A 24,649-nucleotide genomic window follows, 5' to 3' on the forward strand; every position below is an offset into this window, starting at 1 on the left:
GGGGATCCTACCGGGGCACCGGGGGCAGTCCTGCCGCCCCGGTGCCCCGGTGGTGCCTAGCGCTGTACCGCGCCGAACCGTTCGGCGGCGAGGGCCACGGCGGCGTCGCGTGCGGCGCTCGCCTCGTCCGCGGTCAGGGTGCGGTCGGGCGCCCGGAACCGCAGGGCGAACGCCAGCGACTTCCGCCCTTCCCCAATGCCCTGTCCCGTGTACACATCGAACAGGCCGACATCCTCGAGGAGTTCTCCGGCCCCCTCGCGCAGGGTCTCGAGCACCTCGCCTGCCACGACGCCGGCGTCGACGACGAGTGCGACATCCTGGGTCGCGGGCGGATACGTGGACAGCGGGCGCGCCACGATGACGTCCGCGGCGGCGTCGAACAGCAGGTCCGCGTCGATCTCGAGCGCCACGGTGCGGGCGGGCAGGTCCTGCGCAGCGAGGAGCTTCGGGTGGAGTTCGCCGGCGTACCCCAGCACCTCGCCGCTGCGCAGCGTGAACTCGGCCGTGCGACCGGGGTGGAAGGCCTGGTGGCTCCCCTGCCGCACCACGACGTCGACGCCGGTCACCTGTGCCATGAGCCGCACCAGGTCGACGGCGTCGGCCCAGTCCCAGGACCGGGGCGTGGCACCGGCCGACGGCGGGACCTCGTGGCCCGTGAGCAGCGCGGCGATGGTCAACGGCTGGTCGGGGATCCCGGCGTACAGCGCGTCGAGCACGGCGTCGTCGGGCCTGATGCCCAGCGGCGGGATGGACTCCGTGCCGACGGACGCGCCGGGCAGGAAGACCGCACCGGATTCGAACAGGGCGAGGTCGCGGAAGCCCCGGGAGTGGTTCCGCTTCGCGAGCTCGACCAGGCCCGGGAGGATGGACCGGCGCAGGTACCCGAGTTCGGCGCTGAGCGGATTCGCCAGCTTCACCGATCCGACGGCGGCTCCTGCCTCGGGGGTGCCGAAGACCGCGTTGGACCGTTCGCTGACGAAGGGGTAGGAGAGCACCTCGGTGAGCCCTGCGGCCGCGAGGGCGTTCAGGAGCCGGCGGCGCTGCTGCTGGACGCGCGTGAGGCCGCGGCCCGGAGGGGCGACCGGCAGCGTGGACGGGATGGTGTCGTACCCGACGAGCCGGATGACCTCCTCGGTCAGGTCCTCGCGGGTCTCGAGGTCCGTGCGCCAGCTCGGCGCCGTGACACGGTAGCCGCCGTCCGTCTGCTCGACGGTGGCTCCGAGATCGGTCAGGGTGCCACGAATCTGCTCGTCCGTGAAGTCGCGTCCGATCAGGCGGGCCGGGAAGTCGGCCGCGAGCTCGATGACGCGCGGCGCGGGAGCCTGCCCGACGTCGGTGGCGGCGTCGTCGACGGTCCCGCCGGCGAGCTCGAGGAGCAGCTCGACGGCGCGCTGCGCGGCGACGTCGGCGATGTGCCAGTCGACGCCGCGCTCGAAGCGCCGGGACGCCTCGGAGGGCAGCCGGTGGCGGCGCCGCGAGCGCCCGATGCTGACGTCGTCGAAGTGGGCGGACTCGATCAGCACATTGCTCGTGGCGTCGGAGACCTCGGTGGACGCGCCGCCCATCACGCCGGCGATGCCGATCGGGCCCGAGGCGTCGGTGATCAGCAGGTCCTCGACGTCCAGCGTGCGCTCCCTGTCGTCGAGGGTGCGCAGCGTCTCGCCCTCCACGGCACGCCGCACCACGATGTCGCCCGAGAGCTTGTCGAGGTCGTAGAAGTGCAGCGGCTGCCCGAGGTCGAGCATCACGTAGTTGGAGATGTCGACGACGAGCGAGATGGACCGGATCCCCGCCAGGCGCAGGCGCGCGGACATCCACGGCGGTGTGGGCCGGGTGGGGTCCACACCGCGCACGGTGCGCGCCACGAACCGGTCGCAGCCCGGCGTGCCGTGGATGGGCGCGGCGTCCTCGAGCCGGACCGGATAGCCGGTGCCCACGGCGGGAGGCACGACGACGCTGGCGGCGGGGTCCGTGAACGGCGTCCCGGTGGCGTGGGCGTACTCGCGGGCGACCCCCCGCAGGGAGAAGCAGTAGCCGCGGTCCGGTGTCACGTTGATCTCCGCGGCCTCGTCGTACAGGCCGAGCAGCTCCATCGCGTCCGTGCCGACCTCCGGGTCGAGCCCCAGGGTGGAGAGCACCAGGATGCCGTCGTGGTCGTCGCCGATGCCCAGTTCCCGGACGGACGCGATCATGCCGGCGGACACGTGCCCGTAGGTCTTGCGCGGGCTGATGCGGAAGTCGCCGGGCAGGACGGCGCCCGGCAGCGTCACCACCACCTTGTCACCCTCGACGAAGTTGTGCGCACCGCAGACGATGCCCTGCACTCCGGTCGGGTCGATGCCGTCCCCGGCGAGTGTCTGCTCGGCGCCTTCGGGGACCACGCGGACCTGGCACCAGTTGATGGTCTTGCCGTTGGACTGCGGCTCCTTGACGGCGCTGAGCACCTGGCCCACCACGATCGGCCCCGTCAGTTCGTCCGTGGGGCGGTGGACGTCCTCCTCCTCCAGCCCCACCTTCACGAGCTCGGCCATCACGTCTTCCGCGGTGGCGTCCGCGGGCACGGCTGCGTACTCGCGCAGCCAGGACAGTGGGATTCTCATCTAGATCTCCATCCCGAAGTGTTCGCTGAAACGTACGTCGCCCTCGATCATGTCCCGCATGTCGCTGACTTCGTTGCGGAACATGAGCGCCCGCTCGATCCCCATGCCGAAGGCGAAGCCGGAGTAGACCTCCGGGTCGATCCCCGTGGCGCGCAGGACGTTGGGGTTGACCATGCCGCAGCCGCCCCACTCGATCCAGCGCGGGCCGCCCTTGGCGCCCGGGTGCCAGATGTCGAGCTCCGCACTCGGTTCCGTGAAGGGGAAGTAGTTGGGGCGCAGGCGGACCTTCGCGTCGTCCCCGAAGAGCTGCTGCGTGAAGTGCTCGAGCGTCCCCACGAGGTCGGCCATGGTGAGGCCCTTGTCGATGGCGAGGCCCTCGAACTGGTGGAAGACCGGGGTGTGGGTGGCGTCGAGCTCGTCCGTGCGGAAGACCTTGCCCGGGCACAGGACGTAGATCGGGAGGTCGCGCTCGAGCATGGAGCGGACCTGGACGGGCGAGGTGTGCGTGCGCAGCACGAGGTGGGCCTCGGGCGGCTCGGCGAAGAAGGTGTCCTGCATCTCGCGCGCCGGGTGATCGGGCTTGAAGTTCAGGGCGTCGAAGTTGAACCACTCGGATTCGAGCTCGGGGCCCTCGGCGATCTCCCAGCCCATCCCGACGAAGACGTCGCTGACCCGCTCCTGCAGGGTGGACAGCGGGTGCCGGGCGCCGGTCCGGCGCCGGCGCGGAGCCGCGGTGACGTCGACGGCCTCCTCGACCAGGATGCGCGCGTCGCGCTCGATCTCGAGCTCGGCGGTCCTGGCGGCGAGCGCCTGGTTGATCCGGCCGCGGGCCGGGCCGATGTTCTTGCCGGCGGCGGACTTCTGCTCCTTGGGCAGGGCCCCGATCCCCCGGTTGGCGAGGCTCAGGGGCGACTTCTCGCCGGTGTGCGCGATCCGCACCGCCTTCAGTTCGTCGAGGTCTTCCGCCGCCGCGATGGCGGCGAGCGCGGCGTCCACGGCCGCGGCGACCGACGAGGCGTCCAGCGGATCGGGGACCTGGGCCTCGGGGCCGTCGGGCGCGGCGTGATCTGGGGTTTCGGACATGGCGGTGATTCACCTTGCACTCGTGCGGCGGGCGGCCGATGGGGGCGGGCCGTGCCGTGGACAGGAAAACGCCGGGTCGCAGCGGGGCGCACCGGCGTGTCAAGTCTAGGCGACCCGCTCGGCGACGCCGCAACCGCCCGCGCGGGCAGGGAGCCCGTCCTGCTGACCCGCCTCGCGTGCTTCAGTAGGATGGCGGCATGAACCGGAGGCTCGTGCCGCTCCTGAACTGGATCAATCTGTCGACGCCGTGCGGCCTCCTGGTGGCCGCCCTGTCCGGGTGCCGGGTGTCGGTCGGCCCGGACGGCATCCTGCTGGCCGAGGGCTACCGGCGGCGCCTGCCGAAGGCCAGGGCCTTCACGGTGGGCAGCGTGGTACTGCTCCGGGGCCGCGCGCCGCGGGACGCGCCTGCCGGATTCGCCCGGCTCCTCGAGCACGAGGCCCGCCACGCCCGCCAGTACGCCGCCTGCCTCGGTCTGCCGTTCCTGCCGGCCTACCTCACGGCCGCTGCCTACTCGCTCCTGCGCACGGGTGACCCGGCGTCCCGCAACGTGTTCGAGCGCGGGGCCGGACTGGCCGACGGCGGCTACCGCGAGCGGCCCCTCCGACCGGTGGCCGAGGGGGTCCGGGCCGCCGTCGCCGCGCGGCGCGCCGGCAGCTCCTAGGCGCGCGCGTCAGTGCTCCGCGCCTGCGGCGATCCGCACGTCCGTCGCGGTGTCCGCCGTCGTGGTCGCGATGACGACGAGGGCTGCAGCCATCGCTTCCACGGCCAGCCCGGGTTGACCGTGTCCGGCGGCCTGCCCGGTCGAGTAGGGCACGTGGACGAACCCGCCGCGGATCCCGCGCCGGTCCGCCAGGAGGTGCATGAGCGCGTAGAACACGTGGTTGCAGACGTACGTACCGGCCGTCTGCGAGACCTCGACGGGGAGGCCGACGGCGGCCACCGCCTCATGGCAGGCCTTGATGGGCAGGGTGGAGAAGTACGCGGCCGGTCCGTCGGCGACCACGGGTTCGTCGACGGGCCGGCGTCCCGCGTTGTCGGGGATACGGGCGTCGTCGACGTTGATGGCCACGCGCTCCACCGAGATGCTCGTACGCCCGCCGGCCTGCCCCGCGCACAGGACGATGTCCGGCCGGTGCCGCTCGATCGCGGCTGCGAGCACATCGGCACTCCGGCCGAAGACGCACGGGAGTTCCACGGCCACCGCCTCCCTCCCCTGCCCCCGGAGCACCTGCGCCGCGTGCTCGGCGGCCAGCCAGGACGGATTGGTCGATTCTCCCCCGAAGGGTTCGAAGCCGGTCAGCAGGATCATGGCCCCAGCCTAGGACAGTCCGCAGGAGTGGCGCCGAATTAGTACACATGTTCTACTGGGTGCATGCGGTGGGAAGGCCAGACGATGTCGGCGGACGAGGTCGCGCCGGCGAAGCCCGCCCTGCTCCCCCTGGCGGGGTTGCTGAGGAGCGTGCAGACGCCCGAGTTCGCGGGCATCACCTTCCACGAGGTCACCGCGAAGTCCGTCCTCAACAGGGTCCCGCCCACGTCGTCCATGCCGTTCTCCTGGACGATCAACCCGTTCCGGGGCTGCTCCCACGCGTGCGTCTACTGCTTCGCCCGCAAGACGCACAGCTACCTCGACCTCGACACGGGTCTCGACTTCGATGCGCAGCTCGTCGTGAAGGTCAACGCCGCCGAGGTGCTCGCCCGCGAACTGCGCCGCCCGTCGTGGGCGCGCGAGCACGTGGCCCTGGGCACGAACACCGACCCGTACCAGCGGGCCGAGGGGCGCTACCGGCTCATGCCGGGCATCATCTCCGCGCTCGCGGACTCGGGCACACCCTTCTCCATCCTCACGAAGGGCACACTCCTGGCGCGCGACCTCCCGCTGCTGAGAGCCGCGGCGCAGTCGGTCACCGTCGGGATGGGCATCTCGCTCGCCCTCGTGGACCCCGTCCTCGCCGAGGCGATCGAGCCCGGCACCCCGGCGCCGAAGGCACGCCTGGCCCTCATCTCCCGGTTGCGCGAGGCCGGGTTGCCCTGCGGGGTGATGGCCATGCCGATCCTGCCCTGGCTGACGGACGGCGACGAATCGCTCGACCGGCTGTTCGGCGAGCTCGCGGCAGCCGGTGCCACCGGCGTGAGCGCCGGCCCCCTGCACCTGCGGCCCGGCTCCAGGGAGTGGTTCATGCAGTGGCTCGCGGCCCACCACCCGCACCTGGTCGGGAAGTATGAGGGGCTCTACCGGGGCGGGAGCTACGCGTCCAAGGAGTACCGGGAGTGGCTCTCCGGCAGGATCCGGGTGTTCAGGAAGAAGCACGGCCTGACGGCAGGCGCCGGATTCTTCCGCAATCTCTCGCCCGAGGGACCGCAGGCGCCGGCCACCCTTCCGGCTGCCGCCGCACCGGTCCAGGCGTCGCTGTTCTAGGTCAGATCACCCGCGCGGGCCGTGACGGCCCGCAGCGCGACGAGGATGGGCCTGTCGGCCGGGATCCAGGGCAGGGCGTCGAGCTCCTCACCGGGGCCGAGCGACACCCAGCGCACCTCGTCGTGGTCCTGCAGGGGCGCCGCCTCACCGGCCGACGATTCGGCCAGCCACACGCGCATCGCGGCAGCGGCGCTGAGCGGCCATCCCTGCGGGTGCGGGCCGGGGATCTCCGGCCCCAGCCGCGCCGCGATGCCGAGCTCCTCGCCGAGTTCGCGCAGCAACGCCTCCTGGCAGGTCTCCCCTGCCTCCACCTTCCCGCCGGGGAACTCCCACATCCCGGCGAACTGCGGCGGCGCCGTCCGGCGGGCCACGAGGAGCCGGGTGGGATGCTGGAGGGAGTCGACGACGGCCGCCCCGACGATCTGGCGGAGCGGTGTCTCTGCGGGTCGTGTCACCCGCCGAGTCTATCCACGCAGCGGAAGCCGCCGGCCCGGGGCCGCTGCTGGACCGGGACGTCGTCCGATGACGGTAGGACGGCCGGGGATGATGCGGGATTCCTTCCGCGGCGCCGCGTCCGGTTGCGCTTCCTGACGGGACGTGGGCATCGCCTACGCTTGGAGGAGACGACGGCGTCCACGTCGCCGTCCCCTGCAGCACACCCGCTCCGGGTGTCGCGGCGACAGACCTCTCCCGATCCCCGCCGCAAGGACACACCCATGACCGCCCCCGTTTCGCCCCCGACATCCTCCCAGCGGCTCAGGGGTCGCCCGCTGGCCCTGGCCATCGGGGCGCTCGCGGTGGGAGGCTTCGCACTCGGGACCACCGAGTTCACCATCATGGGCCTGCTCGAGGAGATGCGCGCCGACCTGGGGGTGGACTACGAGCGCGGCGGCCAGGTGATCTCCGCCTACGCGCTCGGCGTCGTCGTGGGGGCGCCGGTGCTCGCCACGCTCGGCGCGAAGCGGCCGCAGCGTTCCGTGGCCCTCGTCCTCGCCCTGGTCATCACCCTGGCCAACCTGTCCTCGTTCTTCGCGTCGGGGTTCGGGTGGATGCTGGTCTCGCGGTTCCTGTCCGGCCTGCCGCATGGCGCCTACTTCGGCGTGGCCGCCGTCATCGCCGCGTCCCTCGCCGATCCTGCCCGACGCGGGCGGGCCATCTCGATGGTGATGCTCGGACTCAGCATCGCCAACGTCGTCGGGGTGCCGTTCGCCACCTGGGTCGGACAGCAGTTCGGCTGGCGCTCCATGTTCCTGCTCGTGGGCGTGATCGGCGCGGCGACGCTGGTACTGATCAGGGCCTTCGTCCCGGCTGTTCCCGTGCGGCCCGGCGCGAGCATCAGGGCCGAGCTGGGGGCGCTGCGCCGGCCGCAGCTGTGGATGACGCTGCTCATCGGCATCGTGGGGTTCGGCGGGTTCTTCGCCGTCTACTCCTACATCGCCCCCGTGATGACCGAGGTGGCGGGGGTGAGGGCGTCCCTGCTGCCGTTCGTCGTCGCCCTGTACGGCGTCGGCATGGTGGTCGGCAACATCCTGGGCGGACGGCTGGCGGACCGGTCCATCATGGGAAGCATCTACGGGTCGATGGCCGCCATCACCTGCGTGCTGCTCGTCTTCCCGCTGGCGGCCGGCACGCCGTGGAGCGCGTGCCTTTTCGTGTTCCTGGTGGGAGCGAGCGGTTCCACGCTCATCCCACCCCTCCAGGCACGGCTCCTCGACGTCTCCCCCGGCGCCCCCTCCCTCGCCTCGTCGATGAACCACTCCTCGCTGAACCTCGCCAACGCCCTCGGTGCAGCCGTGGGGGGCGCCGTCATCACGGCAGGCTGGGGCTTCACGGCTCCCGCCCTGGTGGGGGCCGGTCTTGCGGTGCTCGGCCTCGCGGTCGCCCTCGTCAGCGGTCGGATGGACCGGCGCCGCGGGCAGCGGACGCGGCGCCCGTCGATGCCCGTCCCCTCCTGAGGCGCTGCGCCGGAAGGACTGGGGTTCAGCCGGGTCGCTGCGCGCGGGCCGAGGCGTACAGGCAAACCGTTGCCGCCGTGCCGACGTTGAGGGACTCCGCGTTCCCGTACACCGGGACGGCCACGCGCGCATCCGCGGCGGCCGTCAGCGCTGCGGGCAGCCCCTGCGCCTCGTTGCCGAAGAGCCACGCACTCGGGTCCTCGAGCCGCACCCGAGCGGCGGTTCCGGGCCCGGTCGGCTCCTGGTCCTGACCCTGGCTCCCCGCCGCTCCGAAACGGCGCGCCGCACTCGCGTCCTGCAACCCGTCGAGGTCCACGGGGCCGTAGCCGTCGGCCGCGAGCACCGTCAGCCCGGCCGTTCCCAGCCGTTCCGTCAGTCCCTCGAGATCCACGCCGAGCACGAGCGGCAGGTGGAACAGTGATCCCACGGTGGACCGCACGGTCTTGGGATTGTAGGGATCGACGCTGGCTCCCGTGAGGATCACCGCGTCGGCCCCGGCGGAGTCGGCGGCCCGGATGATGGTCCCGGCGTTCCCCGGATCCCTCACTTCGACGAGCACGGCCACGAGCCGCGGCCCCCGGGCGAGCACGTCCTCCAGCGGGGCGTCGATGAACCGGCAGACGGCCACGAACCCCTGGGGCGTGACCGTCGAGGACATCGCCGCCAGCACGTCGGGGGTCACCCGGCGCACATCCGGCGCGTCCCGCTGCTCGAGGAGGCCGGCGATGTCGTCGTGCCGCTTGAGGGCCTCCAGCGTGGCGTAGACGTCCACGACGACGCCGTCAGCACCGCCCTCACGCCGCTCGAGGTGCAGGCGCAGCGCCTCGCGGACAGCCTGAGGCCCCTCGGCGAGGAACTCCCGGCGCCTTAAACGCGACGGACGCCCGGCCAGGCGTGCCACCTCCTTCACCCGGTCAGCCTGGGTGTTGGTCATCAGTGGCGCCTGGGGGCGTCCGTGCACAGTCATCGTCTCCCGGAGGGCGGGGCCGGGGGCCCGCACCAGCCGATGCGCCTAGACCGAGGCCTTGAGCGCAGCCGACGTGTCGGCCGGCAGGGCGTTCTTCGCGATCTGGACGAGTGCGGCGAAGGCGGCACCGTCCGTGACGGCGAGGTCGGCGAGCATACGGCGGTCGACCTGGATCTCGGCGGCCTTCAGGCCCTGGATCAGGCGGTTGTAGGTCAGACCGTTCGCGCGGGACGCAGCGTTGATGCGCTGGATCCAGAGCCGACGGAAGTCGCCCTTGCGCTTGCGGCGGTCGCCGTAGCTGTAGACGAACGAGTGGAGCAGCTGCTCCTTGGCCTTGCGGTACAGGCGCGAACGCTGTCCGCGGTAGCCCTTGGCCCGCTCGAGGACGACCCGACGCTTCTTGTGGGCATTGACTGCCCGCTTCACACGTGCCACGTGTGTACTCCTTCGTGTTCTTCGGTGACGGCCGCAGCCGCAGCGCCGCACTTGTCGTGCGTGCGCTTACCCGGGGTGGATAGGTGGTTAGACGCCCAGCATCTTCTTGATGGTCTTGGTGTCGGCCTTCGAGACGATCTGGTCGCTCGCGAGGCGGCGCGTCACGGTCGAGGACTTGTGCTCGAGGTAGTGACGGCGGTTGGCCTGCTGGCGCTTCAGCTTTCCGCTGCCGGTCAGCTTGAAGCGCTTCTTGGCACCGCTGTGGGTCTTCATCTTCGGCATGGGGACCGATCTCCTTCTGATAGCCGGGGCGGGTGCACCCGGAGGTCGGCACCGTGGCGGTGCCTGCTGGTTGTGGAACGGGCCCGTCAGGACCGGGCCTGGGCCCTAGTCCGTGCTTCCGGGCTTGGGACGGCTGGTCGGGCTCTTGCTGGGAGCCGTCCTGCCGGCGGGCTTGGGGGTCGCCGAAGGCTTCGGCGCTCCGGGCTTCGGCATGGCCGAGGGCTGGGCTGCCGCGGACGGCTTCGGTGCCGCTGCGGCCGGCCTCGGCGCCGGGGCTGCCGATGCGGGCCGGGGTGCCGGAGCAGCCGATGCAGGCCGGGGTGCCGGAGCAGCCGACGTGGGGCGCGATGCCGCCGGGCGCGGGGCCGATGCCGGCCTCGACGTCGCGGGACGCTCGGCGGCAGGAGGCGTCGCCGTCGACCGCGGGGCCGACGAGGTGCGGGCCGGAGCCGGCTCCGCCGTCGGCGCCTGTGCGACCGGGGCTTCGACCGCCTGCGTCGTCCCCGCGGTGGACGCGTCCTGGGCGGGAGCCTGAGGGGCGTCCGTCGTCGGCGCGTCGGTCTCGGGCGCCTCCGCCTCGGGAGCGCTCCTGATCGAGTAGCCCTCGGGCAGCAGGTCCGCGAGGGACTGCGTCAGCGGGGCATTGCCTAGGCCCGAGGTGTCGACGCGCGGCGGCGCCTCGCCGTTCTTTGCAGCCTCGTTGGCGGCCTTCGCCTCGGCGCGCTGCGTGGCACGGCGCGCTTCGGCCTTGGCCTCGGCCTTGTTCTTGGTGGGACCGATGACCATGACCATGTTGCGCCCGTCGATGCGGGGCGACGACTCGACGACGCCGACCTCGGCCACGTCCTCCGCGAACTTCTGCAGGAGGCGGATGCCCATCTCGGGGCGTTGCTGCTCGCGCCCGCGGAACTGGATCATGGCCTTGACCTTGTCGCCGGCGCCGAGGAAGCGGATCGCGTGCCCGCGCTTGGTCTCGTAGTCGTGCGTGTCGATCTTGAGGCGGAAACGGATCTCCTTCAGGACCGTGTTGGTCTGGTTCTTCCGGGCCTCGCGCGCCTTGACGGCCGCTTCGTACTTGTACTTACCAAAATCCATGAGCTTGGCGACCGGCGGCTTCGCCTGCGGTGCTACCTCGACAAGATCCAGGTCGGATTCGGCGGCAAGTCGGAGCGCGTCCTCGATACGGACGATTCCTACCTGTTCGCCGGCAGGTCCGACCAACCGCACCTCGGGAACGCGGATACGATCGTTGATTCTTGGCTCGCTAATGTGTCACTCCTGTGGATTCTCAAGCTGAAACCGCCTGCAGACGAAAGAAGGCCTCCCATCGCACGCGCAACAGGAGGCCTCGGTAACCGGTCCCGCACCGTCGGAGGAAGCCGAAGCCCCCTGCACGATCATCGGCAGGACCGACCATGAAACCCGGCTACCTGCAATGCGGCGAGGGGCCGCACCAGGCAAACGCGGGTGGGAGAGGACTCCGCTTGCGTCCCGGTCCGGTTACGGCGGACTCCCTGAGGGAGCACGACGAGTACCAGCGACCGGTTGGTCTATGCCAAGCTTACCAGTATGGACACCCCACACGACAATCCGCAGCAGGCCTCCGACACCGGAGCCGCGACGACCTCCCGGCGCAGCTTCGCCGACGAGCAGGAGCACGCCGCAGGCGCCTCGGAGGCGGAGCAGGACGTCCGACGGCAGATGCGTGACATCTCGGAGGTGGCCGCCGTGGAGGTGATCGTCACGTCCGCGGTCCATCTCATGAGTGCCGCCGCCGTGAAGTGCGGCCTCGGCCACGAGGAGAACGCGGAGCAGCTCAAGGATCTGGACGAGGCGCGGAAGCTGATCACCGCCCTCGCCGGCTTCGTGACCGCCGCGGCACCCGAGATCGGTTCCCAGCACGCGGGCCCGTTGCGTGACGGGCTCCGTTCCCTGCAGCTGGCCTTCCGCGAGGCCTCGATCATCCCCGACCCGCCCGGCAAGGGTCCCGGCGAGAAGTACACGGGTCCGGTCAACTAGCCCCGCCGGCTGCCTCCCGGTGTGCGGTCCCGGCCCCGACCGGTGACCGCTCCAGGTGACGGGCGAGGAAGGCGACGACACCGATCAGCGCCGAGACCACGGCCACGGCCGTGAAACCGCCCCAGGGGCCGGTCAGGTCGATGAGGACACCCGCCAGGGGTGCCCCGAGCGCCACGCCGGAGGTCAGCGCCGAGCCGTACCATCCCATCGCCTCACCCCTCCTGTCCTCGGCCACCAGATCGGCGACCTTCTCCGATGCCGCCGAGAGGACCGGGGCGCAGAGCAGGCCCGGCGGGATCGAGAGCAGCGCCAGCGACAGCGTCGAGTCGGCGAAGCCCATGGGCAGCGTCAGCAGCGCCATGCCGAGCAGGAGGAGCGACGGCGGGACCGGCCGGTGCAGGGCACCGTAGACGAGGCCTCCCACCACCGAGGCGGCGCACCACGCCACGAAGACGAGCCCGAGCTGATCCTCCTTGCCCGCGAGTTCGAGCGCCGCCACGATGCCCACCTCGGAGCCCGAGAGGGCGAGCCCGGCCCCTGCGGCGGTCACCATGACCAGGACGAGCGGCACGGTCAGCCACGGGAAGGCCCGGCGCACCCCCCGGCGCAGCATCGAAGCACCGGCGGCCGGGGTCGCGTCGGAGGATCCGATGAGGTCGGCTGCGGCGTCGCCGACGCCGGCCGGTGCGGCTGCCGATACGGTCCCGGCGTCGGGCAGTTGGTCGGAGCGCGTCGGCGGGTTGAACCACATGAGGAAGACACCGGCCGCGGCGGTGGCGAGGCCCACGAGGGTCAGACCGAGCACGGAGGACACCTGGGTGGCCAGGACGATGCCCACGGCCGGCCCGGCCATGAAGACGACCTCCGTGGAGATGGCGTCGAGCGTGAAGGCCGTGCGCCGTCGATCACCGTCGACCAGTACTCCGAGCGCCTGCCGGATCACCGAGAACGCCGGGAGGGTGAAGAGCCCGCCGACGAGGGCGGCGAGGAGCAGCCACTCGTAGGGCAGGTGCGGGGCGACGGACCAGATGGCCGCCTCCGCGATGACGGAGGGGACGAGCGCCCGGCGCAGTCCTGCCTCGTCGATCCGCCGGCCGCGCCACGGGGCACCGACGGCGATACCGATGGTGACGACGGCGGCCACGGCCCCCGCCTCCGCATAGCCGCGATCGAGGGTCTGCACGACGTGCAGGGTCAGGAGCACGCCCGCCGCCGAGTGGGGGAAGCGGGCGATCATCCCGACGATCAGCAGGGTCCGGACGGAGCGGATGCGCAGCAGATCACGGTAGACGGCGAAGTTCACGTGTGTGTCTTTCCTGGCCGACGGATCCGTCAGCGGGTCAGTTTGATGTCGAGCGAGTCGACGCGTTCCACGAAGTCGGTGAGGCCCAGGAGCTTCCCGCGGAAGGACGCGACGGCATCGCGTACCTCCTGCGGCGACAACCCTCCGCGGAGCTGCAGGTCCATGCGCAGCTCCGGACCGGGACCCCCACCGGAGGCAATAGTACCGTCGGCCGTACGCGTGAGGACGCCTGCGGCGGGTCGCAGGGCTACTGCGAGCACGTCCTGCTCCCCGCGCGCCGCCGTCTCCACCAGCGCAGCCAGTGCGGGGTCCTCGTAGGACGGCGTCCACCGGATCTGTCGGGCGAGGGCCCACACAGCGGGACGGCGGACCACGACGGTCAGGTCCGCGCCCGGGTCCAGCACCATCAGCTCGGCGTCCTCCGCCGCGGCGGCGAGGGCGGCGCGTGCCGCGTACGCCGCGACGGGGCGGGCGTCCGGGTGCCAGCGCTCGAGGGCGCGGGTGGACGAGAAGACCGGCAGGGCCCTGCGCCCGTCCGGCGCGGTGAGCGTGACGAGTGCCATCTCCGCTTCCTTGTCGGACTGCACACCGGAGACCCCCTCCCCCGGCTGCGCGAGCCGGGCGACGATGGGGATGAAGACCCGCGCGGTCGTGAGGGCGCTGAACACAGCCCTCTCGCGGGGCCCCGGCTGATCCACCGATCGGTCGGGAGCACCGAGCAGCCCGGCGACGGCGGCAGCCAGTGCGGGGTCGGCTGTGCCGTCGTCGTCGTCGAACGCGTGCAGGGGGTTGTCCGGCCCGGACAGGTCGCGGCCCGCCCACGCCTGCCCGGCGGAGTCGGCGGTATTGCCCGCGAGGGCCGCCGCGATGTGCGCGGGAAGCTGCCGTCCGGTCACGCGTCCGTGGCGGGCAGTCCCGCCACGTCGAGGGCCTGCGGCAGGGTGAACGCTCCCGCGTAGAGTGCCTTGCCGACGATCGCGCCCTCGAGGCCGGAGGGCACGAGTTCGCGGAGCGCCGCGACGTCGTCGAGGCTCGAGATCCCGCCCGACGCCACGACCGGTCGCGTGGTCCTCGCGAGGACCTCCTGGAGCAGCGCGATGTTCGGGCCCCTGAGGGTTCCGTCCTTTGTCACGTCCGTGACCACGTAGCGTGCGCAGCCCGCGTCCTCGAGGCGCTGCAGGACTTCCCAGAGGTCACCGCCGTCCTCCGTCCAGCCGCGCGCGGCGAGGGTGGTGCCGCGGACGTCGAGCCCGACGGCGACGGCGTCGCCGTACCGGGCGATGGCCAGTTCGGTCCACTCGGGGTTCTCGAGCGCAGCCGTGCCGAGGTTGACGCGCGTGGCGCCGAGCTCGAGGGCTGCGTCGAGTGTCGCGTCGTCCCGGATGCCTCCGGAGAGTTCGACCTTGATGTCGAGGTGGCGGACCACGCGCTCGAGCAGGTCCCGGTTGGAGCCCCGGCCGAAGGCGGCGTCCAGGTCCACGAGGTGCACCCACTCCGCGCCGGCCTCCTGCCAGGCGAGAGCGGCGTCGAGCGGGTCGCCGTACCCGGTCTCGCTGCCGGCCTCGCCCTGCACCAGGCGCACGGCCTGGCCGTCGGCGACGTCGACGGCGGGGAGGAGTTCGAGCGTGGGCGATTCGGCGAAGGGGCTCATGGTCTGCTTTCGTACGGGCTGTCGGGCCTGGTCGGTCGAGCGGGTCGGTCGGGGCGGGTGTGGCGGCTAGTCGCCGGGAAGCGTGAACAGGTAGGCGGCCAGGAGCGAGAGTCCCGCCAGCACGAGGAAGGCGATCCAGACCCAGCGGGGGAAGTCCTGGCTGCGCAGGGAGAAGGCACCTCCGATGAGGACACCGGCGGCGCCCATGAGCACGAGGCTCAGCACGGCCTCACCGCATCCCCTCGATCCAGTTCCGCAGCAGCTGCGCGCCGGCGTCGCCCGATTTCTCGGGGTGGAACTGCGTGGCGCTGAGCGGCCCGTTCTCGACGGCCGCGATGAAGGGGGTACCGTGCTCGGCCCAGGTGACCTGCGGGGGCTTCATGGCCGGCTGGGTGACGTCGAAACGCCAGTCCTGGACGCCGTAGGAGTGCACGAAGTAGAAGCGCTCGTCCCCGATGCCGTCGAACAGGACGGTGTCCTCGGGCGCCTGGACGGTGTTCCAGCCCATGTGCGGCACGACGTCGGCCTGGAGCCGCTCCACCGTACCGGGCCATTCACCCATGCCGGGGGTGCGGACGCCGTGCTCCACGCCCTCGTCGAAGAGCACCTGCAGTCCCACGCAGATCCCGAGGACGGGCCTGCCGCCGGCCACGCGCCTGCCGATCATACGGAGGGCGTCGACGTCCTTGAGCCCCTTCATGACGGCGGCGAACGCGCCGACACCGGGCACGAGCAGGCCGTCGGCGTTGAGGACGTCGTCGGGCTCTGCGCTCAGCACGACGTCGGCGCCGACGTGCTCCAGGGCGCGGACGACGGAGCGGACGTTGCCCGAGCCGTAGTCGAGCACCGTGACGGTGCGCGCACTCATAGCGTCCCCTTCGTGGACGGGATGCCCTCGACGCGCGGGTCGGGCTCCACCGCTGCACGCAGGGCACGGGCCAGTGCCTTGAACTGGGCCTCGACGATGTGGTGCGGGTCGCGGCCGGCGAGGACGGTGACGTGGAGGCAGATCCCGGCGTGCAGGGCCAGGGCCTCGAACACGTGGCGCGTGAGCGATCCGGTGAAGTGGCCGCCGATCAGGTGGTACTCCTGGCCCGCCGGCTCCCCGCCGTGCACGAGGAACGGGCGACCCGAGATGTCGACGACGGCGTTGGCCAGGGCCTCGTCGAGCGGCACCGTGGCCTCGCCGAAGCGCCGGATCCCGGCCTTGGTCCCGAGGGCGCTCCGGAGCGCCTCGCCGATCGCGATGGCGGTGTCCTCGACGGTGTGGTGGACATCGATGTGCGTGTCGCCCGAGGACCTGATGGTCAGGTCGATCAGCGAGTGCTTCGACAGCGCTGTGAGCATGTGGTCGTAGAAGGGGACGGTGGTGTCGATCGAGGACACCCCGGTGCCGTCGAGGTCCAGCTCGACGAGGACGCTGGACTCGCTCGTGACGCGCTCGATCCGGGCGGTGCGGCCGCGGGCGGCATCAACTGTCATTGCATTCCTTCGGTGCGCTGCCGGTCATCGGCGCGCGGATCGACATTCGTCTGGTGGCGGGAGGTGGTGCACGGCGACGGGCCGTGTGCGTCCACTGCCCCTCAAGTCTAGGAGATGCGACGGCGGCGCAGCTCGGTCCTCGGGGGCTACAGCAACTTCTCCAACGCCGAGAGGAACACCGTGGTCTCCTCTTCTGTTCCCGCGGTCACGCGCAGGGACCCCGGGATCCCGACGTCCCGGATGAGGACACCTGCTTCCAGGAGCCCCTCCCAGACCCGGTGCGGGTCCTCGAGGCCCGAGAAGAAGACGAAGTTGGAGTCCGACGGCGCGGGGCGGAGCCCCAGACGCACGAGTTCGCGCACGATGCGGTCCCGCTGCACCTTGATGGCCTCGACGTTCGAGAGCAGGGTCTCCGCGTGCGTCAGCGCCGCATTGGCGGCCGCCTGGGTGATCGCGGACAGGTGGTACGGCAGGCGCACCAGCCGGAGCGCGTCGGCGACCTCCGGGGCTGCCGCGAGGTAGCCGATCCTCGCGCCCGCGAGAGCGAAGGCCTTGCTCATGGTGCGGGAGACGAGCAGGCGCGGGCGCCCCGGCAGCAGGGTCAGCGCGCTCGGCGTCCCCGTCTGCGCGAATTCCCCGTAGGCCTCGTCGACGATGATGACAGCGCGGGCGGCCTCGCCGGCCTCATAGGCGGCCTCGATGACGTCGAGGCCGAGCGCGGTCCCGGTGGGGTTGTTCGGCGAGCACAGGAACACGATGTTCGACCCGGACTCGCGCACCGCGCGGGCCGTGCTCTCCGGCGTCATGGCGTACGCGGCCCCGCGCTCCGCCGTCACGTAGCGCGTCCCGGTGCCGCTGGCCAGCAGCGGGTACATGGAGTAGGTGGGAGGGAACCCGAGCGCCGTCCGTCCGGGCCCGCCGAACGCCTGCAGCACCTGCTGCAGCACCTCGTTCGATCCGTTGGCCGCCCACAGCTGGTCCGGGGTGAGGCCATGGCCGAGGTAGTCCGCCAGGTTCTTGCGGAGCTCGGTGAACTCGCGGTCCGGATACCGGTTCAGGCCCTGCGTGGCCTCCGCGACGGCGTCGACGATGGCGGCATGCACGTCAGCCGGCACGCCGTGCGTGTTCTCGTTGACATTGAGCAGGATCGGCACGTCCAGCTGCGGGGCCCCGTACGGGTGCAGGCCCACGAGGTCATCGCGCAGGGGCAGGTTCGCTAGGGCGTCGACGGAGGAAGGCACTCGACAAGTTTAAGGGATGCCCCCTTCCGCCGGTAATCGCGCTCGATTCGGTCGGTCCGATGGGACCATCCGGTCGGGGTTCCGGCCGGGGACCTCGCCTTCGGTGCTATCCCCCGACGGGTACCGCGATGCTCTGCCCGGCCTGGACCACCGAGCCGCGGAGGTTGTTGAGCTCGACCATCTCCGCCACGACGTCCCGGGGATCGCGATCGGGGGCGTGGCGCAGCGCGAGGTCCCACAGTGACTCCCCCGCCGCGACGCTGACCTCGACGGTCGCGGACGATTCCGGCAGGGACTCGCCCGCCTGCGCCTGGGAGGTGAGGAAGGCACCGAGGAGGATGAGCGCCGCCACGCCCAGCGCGATGGGCAGACCGACCAGCAGCAGCCGTCCGCGGCGCGTCAGGGTGAGGGGACGCTCCGGGTTCCGCTCCTCGAGCCGCCCTGCGACCGGGCCGGCGATCCGCTCCGTACTCCGCTCCGTACTCCGCTGCGTGGAGGTACGGAGCCGCGTCGGCCGGATGCGACCCGCGGGGACCGCGCGGAAGGGCACTTCCGGGCGGCCGGGTGTCAGCGCCCACAGCGCCGTGCTGCCCTGCAGAACTCGTGCTTCAGCCATTGCCAAGCCTCTTTTCCTTCGAATAGCCGTTCCGGGCTGGACGCCCGTTTCGAACGGATGTTCTAATTAACTCGAACTCAGTTCTAGCACTCACCGACGACCGTTGTCGAGACTCGCTCGAACATATGTTTGAAAAGCATGCAGGCCTGCCCTAGCGTGATCAGGACAGGGCATCACCGGCCTCTGCCGCTGCTGAGCGGCAGGCAGGCCGTCGATGCACCTCAGACAATCACCCGCCACCGACACAATGGATTCCGCCGCAGCGGAATGCCGGTGGTGGGCTCCACGGGATCTGCGGTCCCAGGCGAAAGGCAGAACAGTGGCGGAACCAACACCGGCAGTCCGGCAGGAATCGAACATCGCCGACGTCCCCGGCGACGCCGTTCCGATCACCGCGGGCCGGGGCCGCCCGCGGGGCCGCTCGGTGTCCAAGGGACTGACCGCACGTCAGCTGACCATCCTCGAGACGATCCAGCGCTCGATCGCGGACAAGGGCTACCCGCCGTCCATGCGGGAGATCGGTGACACCGTGGGTCTGGCGAGCCTGTCGAGCGTGACGCATCAGCTGTCCCAGCTCGAACGGCTCGGCTATCTCCGGCGCGACCCCAAGCGCCCCCGCGCCATGGAGGTCCTGCTGCCGCTGACGTTGCCCGCCGAGGCGCCGGCGGGTCCCGACGGGTCGCCGGAGCGGAAGACCTCGGCGGAGCACCGGGTCGCGGTGGACACCGCGCTGGTCCCACTGGTCGGCCGTATCGCCGCTGGTGGCCCGATCCTCGCCGATCAGGTGGTCGAGGACGTCATGCCCCTGCCCCGACAGCTCGTGGGCCACGGCGACCTGTTCATGCTCAGGGTCTCCGGCGACTCGATGGTCGACGCCGCCATCTGCGACGGCGACTGGGTGGTGGTCCGCAAGCAGCAGAGCGCCCAGAACGGGGACATCGTCGCAGCGCTGCTCGATGACGAGGCCACGGTGAAGACGTTCCGTCAACGGGACGGACACACGTGGCTGCTGCCCCAGAACACGCGCTACGAGCCCATCCTCGGCGACCACGCCAGCATCATGGGCAAGGTCGTCTCGGTGATGCGCGCACTGTAGGCGCCCCGCTCTCCGCCCGAGGGGCGCCTACAGTCCGGTGACTGCGGCGCCCCTCGTGGTTGGGTGCCCGGACCTGCCGGGGCCGGGCCGGGCCGTCAGCGGGTGGAGAGCCGCTCCAGGATCCCGGTGACGGTGGCCCTGTCCGTGGTCGCCCAGAAGGGCGGTAGCGCAGCCCGGAGGAACCCGCCGTAGCGAGCCGTCGCGAGGCGGCTGTCAAGGACCGCGACGACGCCCCGATCGCCTCCCGACCGGATCAGGCGGCCGGCGCCCTGTGCGAGGCGGATCGCGGCATGCGTCGCGGAGACACTCATGAAGCCATTGCCGCCGTTGCGGGCCACGGCCCGTGTCCGCGCCGTCATGAGCGGATCGTCCGGCCGCGGGAACGGGATGCGGTCGATCACCACCAGGCGGCACGAGGCGCCCGGCACATCCACGCCCTGCCAGAGGGACATGGTGCCGAACAGGCAGGTGTCCGGCTCATCAGCGAACTGCGTGACCAGGGCGTTGAGGGAGGACTCCCCCTGGCAGAGGATCTCGAAGTCGACCTGGGGGCGCAGCGCCTCCGCCGCCTCCTCGGCAGCCCGCTTGGAGGAGAAGAGTCCCAGGGCTCCCCCGCGGGATGCCCGGAGCAGGGTCAGCAGTTCTGCCAGCTGCGCGTCGGACGTGCCGCGTTCGGGCTTCGGCAGGTCCTTCGCCACGTACAGCACGCCCTGCCGCGGGTAGTCGAACGGGCTGCCGACGTCGACGCCGGTCCAGGCCGGCGCGCCGGGGCCGCTGAGGCCCAGCGATCCCGCGACGGGTCCGAACTCGGCACCGATCGCGAGCGTCGCGGAGGTGAGCACCACGGTGTGGTCCTCGAAGAGGCCCTCCCGCAGGCGCGCCGCCACCGAGAGCGGCGCCACGTTCAGCGTCGCGGGCGCACTCTCATCCGGCTGCGCGTAGCCGGATCCGGGCGTGAAGGTGCTCGGCCGGGACGCCCAGACCACCTCATCGAGGTCTGCGGCCGCGAGGATCCGCTCGGCGAGGTCGAACACCAGGGTGACGCGGGAGCGTGCAACCTGCCGCCCGCCGTCGACGTCGGCCTCCGACTTGCCGTCCGTCTTCGTGTCGGAGAGCGCGGCGCGTGCGGCGTCCCGGACCTGCGCGAGGGATTCCTCGAGGTCGTCGGGGAGGCCGCCCGGCAGGAGCCCGGAGGGCACGAGTTCGGAGGCCGCCTCGAAGGCGGACGCCGCGGTGTCGAGGGCTGCGGTGCCGATCGAGGCGTGGCGGCGGAGGGCGGTCGCGGCGGCGCTCACCATGGAGGCGGAGAGCTGTCCGGAGACCGCCCCGGTCACGCGGTCGTGGAGTTCGTGCGCCTCGTCGATCACGACGACGTCGTACTCGGGCAGGACGGCCAGCCCCTCGAACGCGCTGATGGCGAGCATCGCGTGGTTCGTGATGATGATGTCAGCGTCCGCGGCAGCGGCGCGCGCCTTCTCGCTGAAGCACTCCTGGGCCATCGGGCAGCGGGCGGCGCCCAGGCACTCCATGCTGGAGACCGACACCTGCCGCCACGCGCGGTCGCTGACACCGGGGACGAGGTCGTCGCGGTCGCCCGTGTCCGTGTCCTCCGCCCACTCGCGCAGCCGGACCACCTCCCTGCCGAGTGCCGACGCGGGGCCTCCCCCGCCGAGGGCCGGGGAGGGGTGCGGTGCTGCGTCCTCGCCGAGGCTGAAGAGGGCGTCGGGGGCGTCCTCCTCGGGGAAGCCTCCGCCGGTCTTGTGCAGGCACACGTAGTTGGAACGGCCCTTGAGGAGCGCGACGTCGACGGGGCGCGCGAGAGCGGGTTTCACGGCATCGAGGAGGCGTGGCAGGTCACGGCCCACGATCTGGGCCTGGAGGGCGAGCGTCGCCGTCGAGACCACGGACGGGCGGTCACTGTCCATGGCGTGGGCGATCAGGGGGACCAGGTACGCCAGGGACTTCCCCGTGCCGGTGCCGGCCTGGACCAGCAGGTGGTCGCCCGAGCGGATGGCCTCGCTGACCTGCCGCACCATCTCGTGCTGGCCGGCGCGCATCTCGCCGCCCATGGCCGCCACGGCGGCGTCGAGCAGTTCCAGTGCCTGACGGGCTTCGGCGGAGTGGCGCGCCGGGTCCGACGCCGCGACGACGGCGCCGGATCGGGTGCTGTCACCCATGCCGGAGGTACGGCTCCAGATCGGCTGCCAGTCCCTCGCGGACCATCACCTCGAGGCGGGTGCCCTCGTCGACATGCTCGAGGCCGAGGATCTCCACGTCCTCCTGGTGCAGGCGGCTGAGGACCTCGCCGCGCTCGTAGGGCACCAGCAGGTCCAGCTTCACGCCGGGACGCGGGATGTTCGTGCTGATGAGCTGCTTCAGTTCCGTCATGCCGGCACCGGTGCGCGCGGAGACGACGACGGAGCGCGGCTCGCGCTGCCGCAGCCGCTCGATGACGAACGGGTCGGCGGCGTCGGCCTTGTTGAAGACCACGATCTCGGGCACCTTGCGGGCATCGACCTCGGTCAGGACGGTGCGGACCGCAGCGAGCTGGCCCTCCGGGTCCGGGTGCGAGACGTCGACGACGTGCAGGATCAGGTCCGCGTCCGCGACCTCCTCCAGCGTCGAGCGGAATGCCTCGACCAGCTGGGTGGGCAGCGACCGGACGAAGCCGACGGTGTCGGCGAGCGTGTAGCCGATGCCGTCCGGGGTCTCGGCCCGGCGCACCGTCGGATCGAGCGTCGCGAACAGGGCGTTCTCGACGAGGACCCCGGCGTCCGTGAGCCGGTTCAACAGGGACGACTTGCCGGCGTTCGTGTAGCCGGCGATGGCGACGGAGGGTACCTGGTTCCGCTTGCGGTTGGACCGCTTGGTCTCCCGCGCCGGCTTCATGCCTGCGATCTCGCGGCGCAGCTTCGCCATCCTCGTGCGGATCTTGCGGCGGTCGAGTTCGATCTTCGTCTCACCGGGACCGCGGGAGCCCATGCCGGCGCTCGCGCTGCCGACCTGGCCACCGGCCTGGCGGGACATCGATTCGCCCCAGCCACGCAGGCGGGGCAGCAGGTACTCGAGCTGCGCCAGCTCGACCTGGGCCTTGCCCTCGCGGCTCTGGGCGTGCTGGGCGAAGATGTCGAGGATCAGGGCGGTGCGGTCGATGACCTTCACCTTGACGATGTCCTCCAGGCCGCGGCGCTGCGACGGGGAGAGCTCGCTGTCGACGATCACGGTGTCGGCGCCGGTCGCCTGGACGATGCTCTTGAGCTCCTGGGCCTTGCCCGAGCCGAGGAACGTGGCGGGGTCCGGCTTCAGGCGGCGCTGCACGATGCCGTCCAGCACCTCCGATCCGGCAGTCTCCGCGAGGGCGGCGAGTTCCTGCAGCGAGTTCTCGGCGTCCAGCGCGGTCCCTTCGCTCCAGAGGCCGGCGAGGACCACCCGCTCCAGCCTCAGCTGCCGGTACTCGACCTCGGTGACGTCCTCGAGTTCGGTGGAAAGACCCGCCACGCGGCGGAGCGCACGGCGTTCCGCCAGGTCCTGCTGGTCCCCGTCGGCGTCGGCGGGCTCGTCCTCGCTCGACAGCGCGAGCGCACGGGAGCGCCAGGTCTTCTCGATCGGTGCGGTGGTCTTCTCCGGTGTCGTCCCGTTCTTCGCCTTCGCCGCGGCAGCTTCGTCGCTGGCGAGGATCCGGTCGATGACGGCTTGGATCTCCTCCGGGCCCATGTCGGCCCCGGTGGGATGTCCGTGATTCTCGGTCATGTTCTCCTTCAGTGAATGTCGTTCGATTCTACGGCGGCCCACCGACGGCGTTCCAGCGTATTCTCGCGGGGCGAAACCGCCTTGCGCCGGAAGGAGGACCGCCGGCGGGGACCGGCGAGGGCGTGCCGCTACGCTTTTCCCTATGGACGCATCCCAGGAGCCGCAGCACTACTTCAGCGCCCGGCCGGTCGGGCCCGAGACGCGCAGGCCCCTCTCCGTCGTCCTCGCCGGTGAGCGCAGGGAGCTCGTGACCTCGTCGGGCCTCTTCAGCCCCGACGGCGTGGACAAGGGCACGTCGATCCTCCTCGGATCCGTGCCGGACCCCGAGGGCCGGCGCCTGCTGGACCTCGGGTGCGGCTGGGGACCGATCGCCCTCACGATGGCGCTGAAGGCACCGGAGGCCGAGGTCCGTGCCGTCGACGTCAACGAGCGGTGCATTGCGCTGACCGCCGAGAACGCACGGCGGCTGGGGCTGGGCAATGTCGTGGCCTCGACCCCGGACGACGTCGATGCGGACCTGGCCTTCGACACGATCTGGTCCAATCCGCCCATCCGGATCGGGAAACAGGAGCTGCACGCGCTGCTGCTCCGCTGGCTGCCGCGCCTCGCGCCCGGTGGCAGCGCGTGGCTCGTGGTGCAGAAGAACCTCGGCGCCGACTCCCTGCAGCGCTGGCTCGCCGGGGAACTGCCGGACGACTTCCTCGTCCGCCGCGCCGAGACGTCGAAGTCCTTCCGCATCCTGGAGGTGCGCCGCGGGCAGTGATGCCGGGGCGTCCGGGGCGCGTCCGCTCAGCCGCGGGTCGACAGCACGCCGTCGGCCACCAAGACGGCCGGCCCGCTGAGCTGCACGTGCTCGCGACCGTCGGGGCCGTCGAAGAAGGTGACGCCGACGACGCCGCCGGGAACCGTCACGAGCCACCGGGCCGGTGCGCCCTCCCCCGCCCAGAACCGGGTACCGGCGGCCGCGGCGCAGGCCCCGGTGCCGCAGGACTGGGTCTCGCCGACGCCGCGCTCGTGCACGCGCATCGTGAGGCGCCCCACGCCGTCGTCACCCACGAGCGGATCGGACGGGACCACGAGTTCCACGTTGGTGCCCTCGGGCGGCACCGGCTGGACCGCCGGTGCGCGGTGGAGATCGGTGGAATCGAGTTCGGTCCGTTCGGCGAGGGCGACGACGGTGTGCGGGTTACCCATGCTGATCGACAGCGCGGGACGGTCGACGTCGAGCCCGCCGATGGCGACGAGGGAGTCCATACCCCGTGCCACGGCCGCCTCCGGGAAGATGAACTCCCACGGCCCCATGTCCACCGCGTAGCCGTCCCCCGATCGCGTGACCCGCTTGACGCCGGCGCGGGTCCCGATGGCCAGCTCCCCGCCCTGCGGCAGGTCGGCCACCTTCTGGGCGAGGAGGAAATGGACGAACACCCGGACCCCGTTGCCGCACATCTCCGACACCGATCCGTCACCGTTGCGGTAGTCCATGAACCATTCGGCGGCCGGCTCGGTCTGCAGCAGGGCACGCCCCTCGGGGAGCGCTGAGGACCGGACGGCGCGGATGTACCCGTCGGCACCGATCCCGCGGTGCCGGTCGCACAGCGCGGCGACGACCGCGGCGTCGGTCGGCGCGTCCCCGTCGGGATCGAGGGTCAGGATGAAGTCGTTGCCCGTGCCATGGCCCTTCGAGAAGGACAGCCCGGCGGACTGCCGGGCGGAGGGGGCTGCAGTGTCGGCGAGGTGATCGGTCACCGT

25 protein-coding genes are annotated in these 24,649 nt (G+C 71.7%); 6 read left to right on the top strand and 19 right to left on the bottom strand.

Features of this window, described 5'->3' with window-relative positions:
* Positions 1 to 56: 56 nt before the first annotated feature.
* Together pheT and pheS are read right to left on the bottom strand one after the other, a co-directional pair.
* On the bottom strand, positions 57 to 2,600 hold the full coding sequence (pheT, locus tag ACX80N_RS14960) for a phenylalanine--tRNA ligase subunit beta (RefSeq protein ID WP_459340029.1): 2,544 nt from the start codon (positions 2,598 to 2,600) through the stop codon (positions 57 to 59).
* On the bottom strand, positions 2,601 to 3,683 hold the full coding sequence (gene pheS / locus ACX80N_RS14965; RefSeq protein WP_105031604.1) for a phenylalanine--tRNA ligase subunit alpha: 1,083 nt from the start codon (positions 3,681 to 3,683) through the stop codon (positions 2,601 to 2,603).
* 197 nt (positions 3,684 to 3,880) lie between these two features.
* Between pheS and ACX80N_RS14970 the strand changes: the two genes are divergently transcribed.
* Complete coding sequence (locus ACX80N_RS14970) at positions 3,881 to 4,345, top strand: eCIS core domain-containing protein (protein ID WP_459340030.1); 465 nt, start codon at positions 3,881 to 3,883, stop codon at positions 4,343 to 4,345.
* A gap of 9 nt (positions 4,346 to 4,354) precedes the next feature.
* On the opposite strand, the gene pcp is transcribed toward ACX80N_RS14970, so the two are convergent.
* Positions 4,355 to 4,993, bottom strand: a complete 639-nt coding sequence (gene pcp, locus ACX80N_RS14975) for a pyroglutamyl-peptidase I (protein WP_459340031.1) — start codon at positions 4,991 to 4,993, stop codon at positions 4,355 to 4,357.
* A gap of 63 nt (positions 4,994 to 5,056) precedes the next feature.
* Here pcp and ACX80N_RS14980 point away from each other — a divergent pair, with 63 nt between their 5' ends.
* Positions 5,057 to 6,103 (top strand): Rv2578c family radical SAM protein, encoded by a 1,047-nt coding sequence (locus tag ACX80N_RS14980; RefSeq protein ID WP_459340032.1) that lies wholly within the window; start codon positions 5,057 to 5,059, stop codon positions 6,101 to 6,103.
* Here the strand turns inward: ACX80N_RS14980 and ACX80N_RS14985 are convergent.
* Positions 6,100 to 6,558 carry a (deoxy)nucleoside triphosphate pyrophosphohydrolase gene (locus tag ACX80N_RS14985; protein WP_459340033.1) on the bottom strand — a complete coding sequence of 153 codons (459 nt, stop codon included), beginning with the start codon at positions 6,556 to 6,558 and terminating at the stop codon, positions 6,100 to 6,102. The genes ACX80N_RS14980 and ACX80N_RS14985 overlap by 4 nt on opposite strands.
* Before the next feature lie 261 nt (positions 6,559 to 6,819).
* Here ACX80N_RS14985 and ACX80N_RS14990 point away from each other — a divergent pair, with 261 nt between their 5' ends.
* Positions 6,820 to 8,058: an MFS transporter gene (locus ACX80N_RS14990; protein ID WP_459340034.1), complete on the top strand. Its 1,239-nt coding sequence runs from the start codon at positions 6,820 to 6,822 to the stop codon at positions 8,056 to 8,058.
* A gap of 25 nt (positions 8,059 to 8,083) precedes the next feature.
* On the opposite strand, the gene ACX80N_RS14995 is transcribed toward ACX80N_RS14990, so the two are convergent.
* The 4 genes from ACX80N_RS14995 to infC all read right to left on the bottom strand — a co-directional run bounded on the left by ACX80N_RS14995 (position 8,084) and on the right by infC (position 10,969).
* Positions 8,084 to 9,025, bottom strand: coding sequence for a TrmH family RNA methyltransferase (locus ACX80N_RS14995; protein ID WP_459340035.1), 942 nt, complete (start codon positions 9,023 to 9,025; stop codon positions 8,084 to 8,086).
* Positions 9,026 to 9,070: 45 nt separating this feature from the next.
* On the bottom strand, positions 9,071 to 9,460 hold the full coding sequence (gene rplT, locus ACX80N_RS15000) for a 50S ribosomal protein L20 (RefSeq protein ID WP_105031598.1): 390 nt from the start codon (positions 9,458 to 9,460) through the stop codon (positions 9,071 to 9,073).
* Positions 9,461 to 9,547: 87 nt separating this feature from the next.
* Positions 9,548 to 9,742 (bottom strand): 50S ribosomal protein L35, encoded by a 195-nt coding sequence (gene rpmI / locus ACX80N_RS15005; protein WP_105031597.1) that lies wholly within the window; start codon positions 9,740 to 9,742, stop codon positions 9,548 to 9,550.
* Positions 9,743 to 9,847: 105 nt separating this feature from the next.
* A complete protein-coding gene (gene infC, locus ACX80N_RS15010; RefSeq protein WP_459340036.1) occupies positions 9,848 to 10,969 on the bottom strand; it encodes a translation initiation factor IF-3 in 1,122 nt (373 codons plus the stop codon).
* Between the two features lie 342 nt (positions 10,970 to 11,311).
* Between infC and ACX80N_RS15015 the strand changes: the two genes are divergently transcribed.
* The gene (locus ACX80N_RS15015; RefSeq protein ID WP_105031595.1) at positions 11,312 to 11,761 is read left to right on the top strand and encodes a DUF1844 domain-containing protein; all 450 of its coding nucleotides are present in this window, start codon (positions 11,312 to 11,314) and stop codon (positions 11,759 to 11,761) included.
* Here the strand turns inward: ACX80N_RS15015 and ACX80N_RS15020 are convergent.
* The 8 genes from ACX80N_RS15020 to ACX80N_RS15055 all read right to left on the bottom strand — a co-directional run bounded on the left by ACX80N_RS15020 (position 11,754) and on the right by ACX80N_RS15055 (position 18,060).
* A complete protein-coding gene (locus ACX80N_RS15020; RefSeq protein ID WP_459340037.1) occupies positions 11,754 to 13,064 on the bottom strand; it encodes an MFS transporter in 1,311 nt (436 codons plus the stop codon). The two genes, ACX80N_RS15015 and ACX80N_RS15020, sit on opposite strands and share 8 nt — an antisense overlap.
* A gap of 29 nt (positions 13,065 to 13,093) precedes the next feature.
* Positions 13,094 to 13,960 carry an SseB family protein gene (locus ACX80N_RS15025; protein ID WP_459340038.1) on the bottom strand — a complete coding sequence of 289 codons (867 nt, stop codon included), beginning with the start codon at positions 13,958 to 13,960 and terminating at the stop codon, positions 13,094 to 13,096.
* Entirely contained in the window at positions 13,957 to 14,715 is a 759-nt protein-coding gene (priA, locus tag ACX80N_RS15030) for a bifunctional 1-(5-phosphoribosyl)-5-((5-phosphoribosylamino)methylideneamino)imidazole-4-carboxamide isomerase/phosphoribosylanthranilate isomerase PriA (RefSeq protein WP_459340039.1), read from the bottom strand. Before priA ends, ACX80N_RS15025 begins: the two co-directional genes overlap by 4 nt.
* Positions 14,716 to 14,781: 66 nt before the next feature.
* A complete protein-coding gene (locus ACX80N_RS15035) occupies positions 14,782 to 14,940 on the bottom strand; it encodes a hypothetical protein (RefSeq protein WP_170068224.1) in 159 nt (52 codons plus the stop codon).
* Positions 14,941 to 14,944: 4 nt separating this feature from the next.
* Positions 14,945 to 15,583: an imidazole glycerol phosphate synthase subunit HisH gene (hisH, locus tag ACX80N_RS15040; RefSeq protein ID WP_105031591.1), complete on the bottom strand. Its 639-nt coding sequence runs from the start codon at positions 15,581 to 15,583 to the stop codon at positions 14,945 to 14,947.
* Positions 15,580 to 16,197 carry an imidazoleglycerol-phosphate dehydratase HisB gene (gene hisB / locus ACX80N_RS15045; protein ID WP_105031590.1) on the bottom strand — a complete coding sequence of 206 codons (618 nt, stop codon included), beginning with the start codon at positions 16,195 to 16,197 and terminating at the stop codon, positions 15,580 to 15,582. Before hisB ends, hisH begins: the two co-directional genes overlap by 4 nt.
* Positions 16,198 to 16,343: 146 nt before the next feature.
* On the bottom strand, positions 16,344 to 17,438 hold the full coding sequence (locus tag ACX80N_RS15050; RefSeq protein ID WP_459340040.1) for a histidinol-phosphate transaminase: 1,095 nt from the start codon (positions 17,436 to 17,438) through the stop codon (positions 16,344 to 16,346).
* 106 nt (positions 17,439 to 17,544) lie between these two features.
* A complete protein-coding gene (locus tag ACX80N_RS15055; protein WP_459340041.1) occupies positions 17,545 to 18,060 on the bottom strand; it encodes a LysM peptidoglycan-binding domain-containing protein in 516 nt (171 codons plus the stop codon).
* Positions 18,061 to 18,373: 313 nt separating this feature from the next.
* Here ACX80N_RS15055 and lexA point away from each other — a divergent pair, with 313 nt between their 5' ends.
* Positions 18,374 to 19,150, top strand: a complete 777-nt coding sequence (lexA, locus tag ACX80N_RS15060; RefSeq protein ID WP_459340042.1) for a transcriptional repressor LexA — start codon at positions 18,374 to 18,376, stop codon at positions 19,148 to 19,150.
* Positions 19,151 to 19,245: 95 nt separating this feature from the next.
* On the opposite strand, the gene ACX80N_RS15065 is transcribed toward lexA, so the two are convergent.
* Together ACX80N_RS15065 and hflX are read right to left on the bottom strand one after the other, a co-directional pair.
* Positions 19,246 to 21,327 carry an ATP-dependent DNA helicase gene (locus tag ACX80N_RS15065; protein WP_459340043.1) on the bottom strand — a complete coding sequence of 694 codons (2,082 nt, stop codon included), beginning with the start codon at positions 21,325 to 21,327 and terminating at the stop codon, positions 19,246 to 19,248.
* Positions 21,320 to 22,900, bottom strand: coding sequence for a GTPase HflX (hflX, locus tag ACX80N_RS15070; RefSeq protein ID WP_105031586.1), 1,581 nt, complete (start codon positions 22,898 to 22,900; stop codon positions 21,320 to 21,322). The genes ACX80N_RS15065 and hflX overlap by 8 nt, the downstream gene beginning before the upstream one ends.
* Positions 22,901 to 23,042: 142 nt before the next feature.
* Between hflX and ACX80N_RS15075 the strand changes: the two genes are divergently transcribed.
* Positions 23,043 to 23,663: a class I SAM-dependent methyltransferase gene (locus ACX80N_RS15075; RefSeq protein ID WP_459340044.1), complete on the top strand. Its 621-nt coding sequence runs from the start codon at positions 23,043 to 23,045 to the stop codon at positions 23,661 to 23,663.
* 26 nt (positions 23,664 to 23,689) lie between these two features.
* Here the strand turns inward: ACX80N_RS15075 and dapF are convergent, their stop codons facing one another.
* Positions 23,690 to 24,646, bottom strand: coding sequence for a diaminopimelate epimerase (gene dapF / locus ACX80N_RS15080; protein WP_459340045.1), 957 nt, complete (start codon positions 24,644 to 24,646; stop codon positions 23,690 to 23,692).
* Between the last annotated feature and the right edge of the window lie 3 nt (positions 24,647 to 24,649).

Source organism: Arthrobacter sp. MDT2-16, from assembly GCF_054510925.1.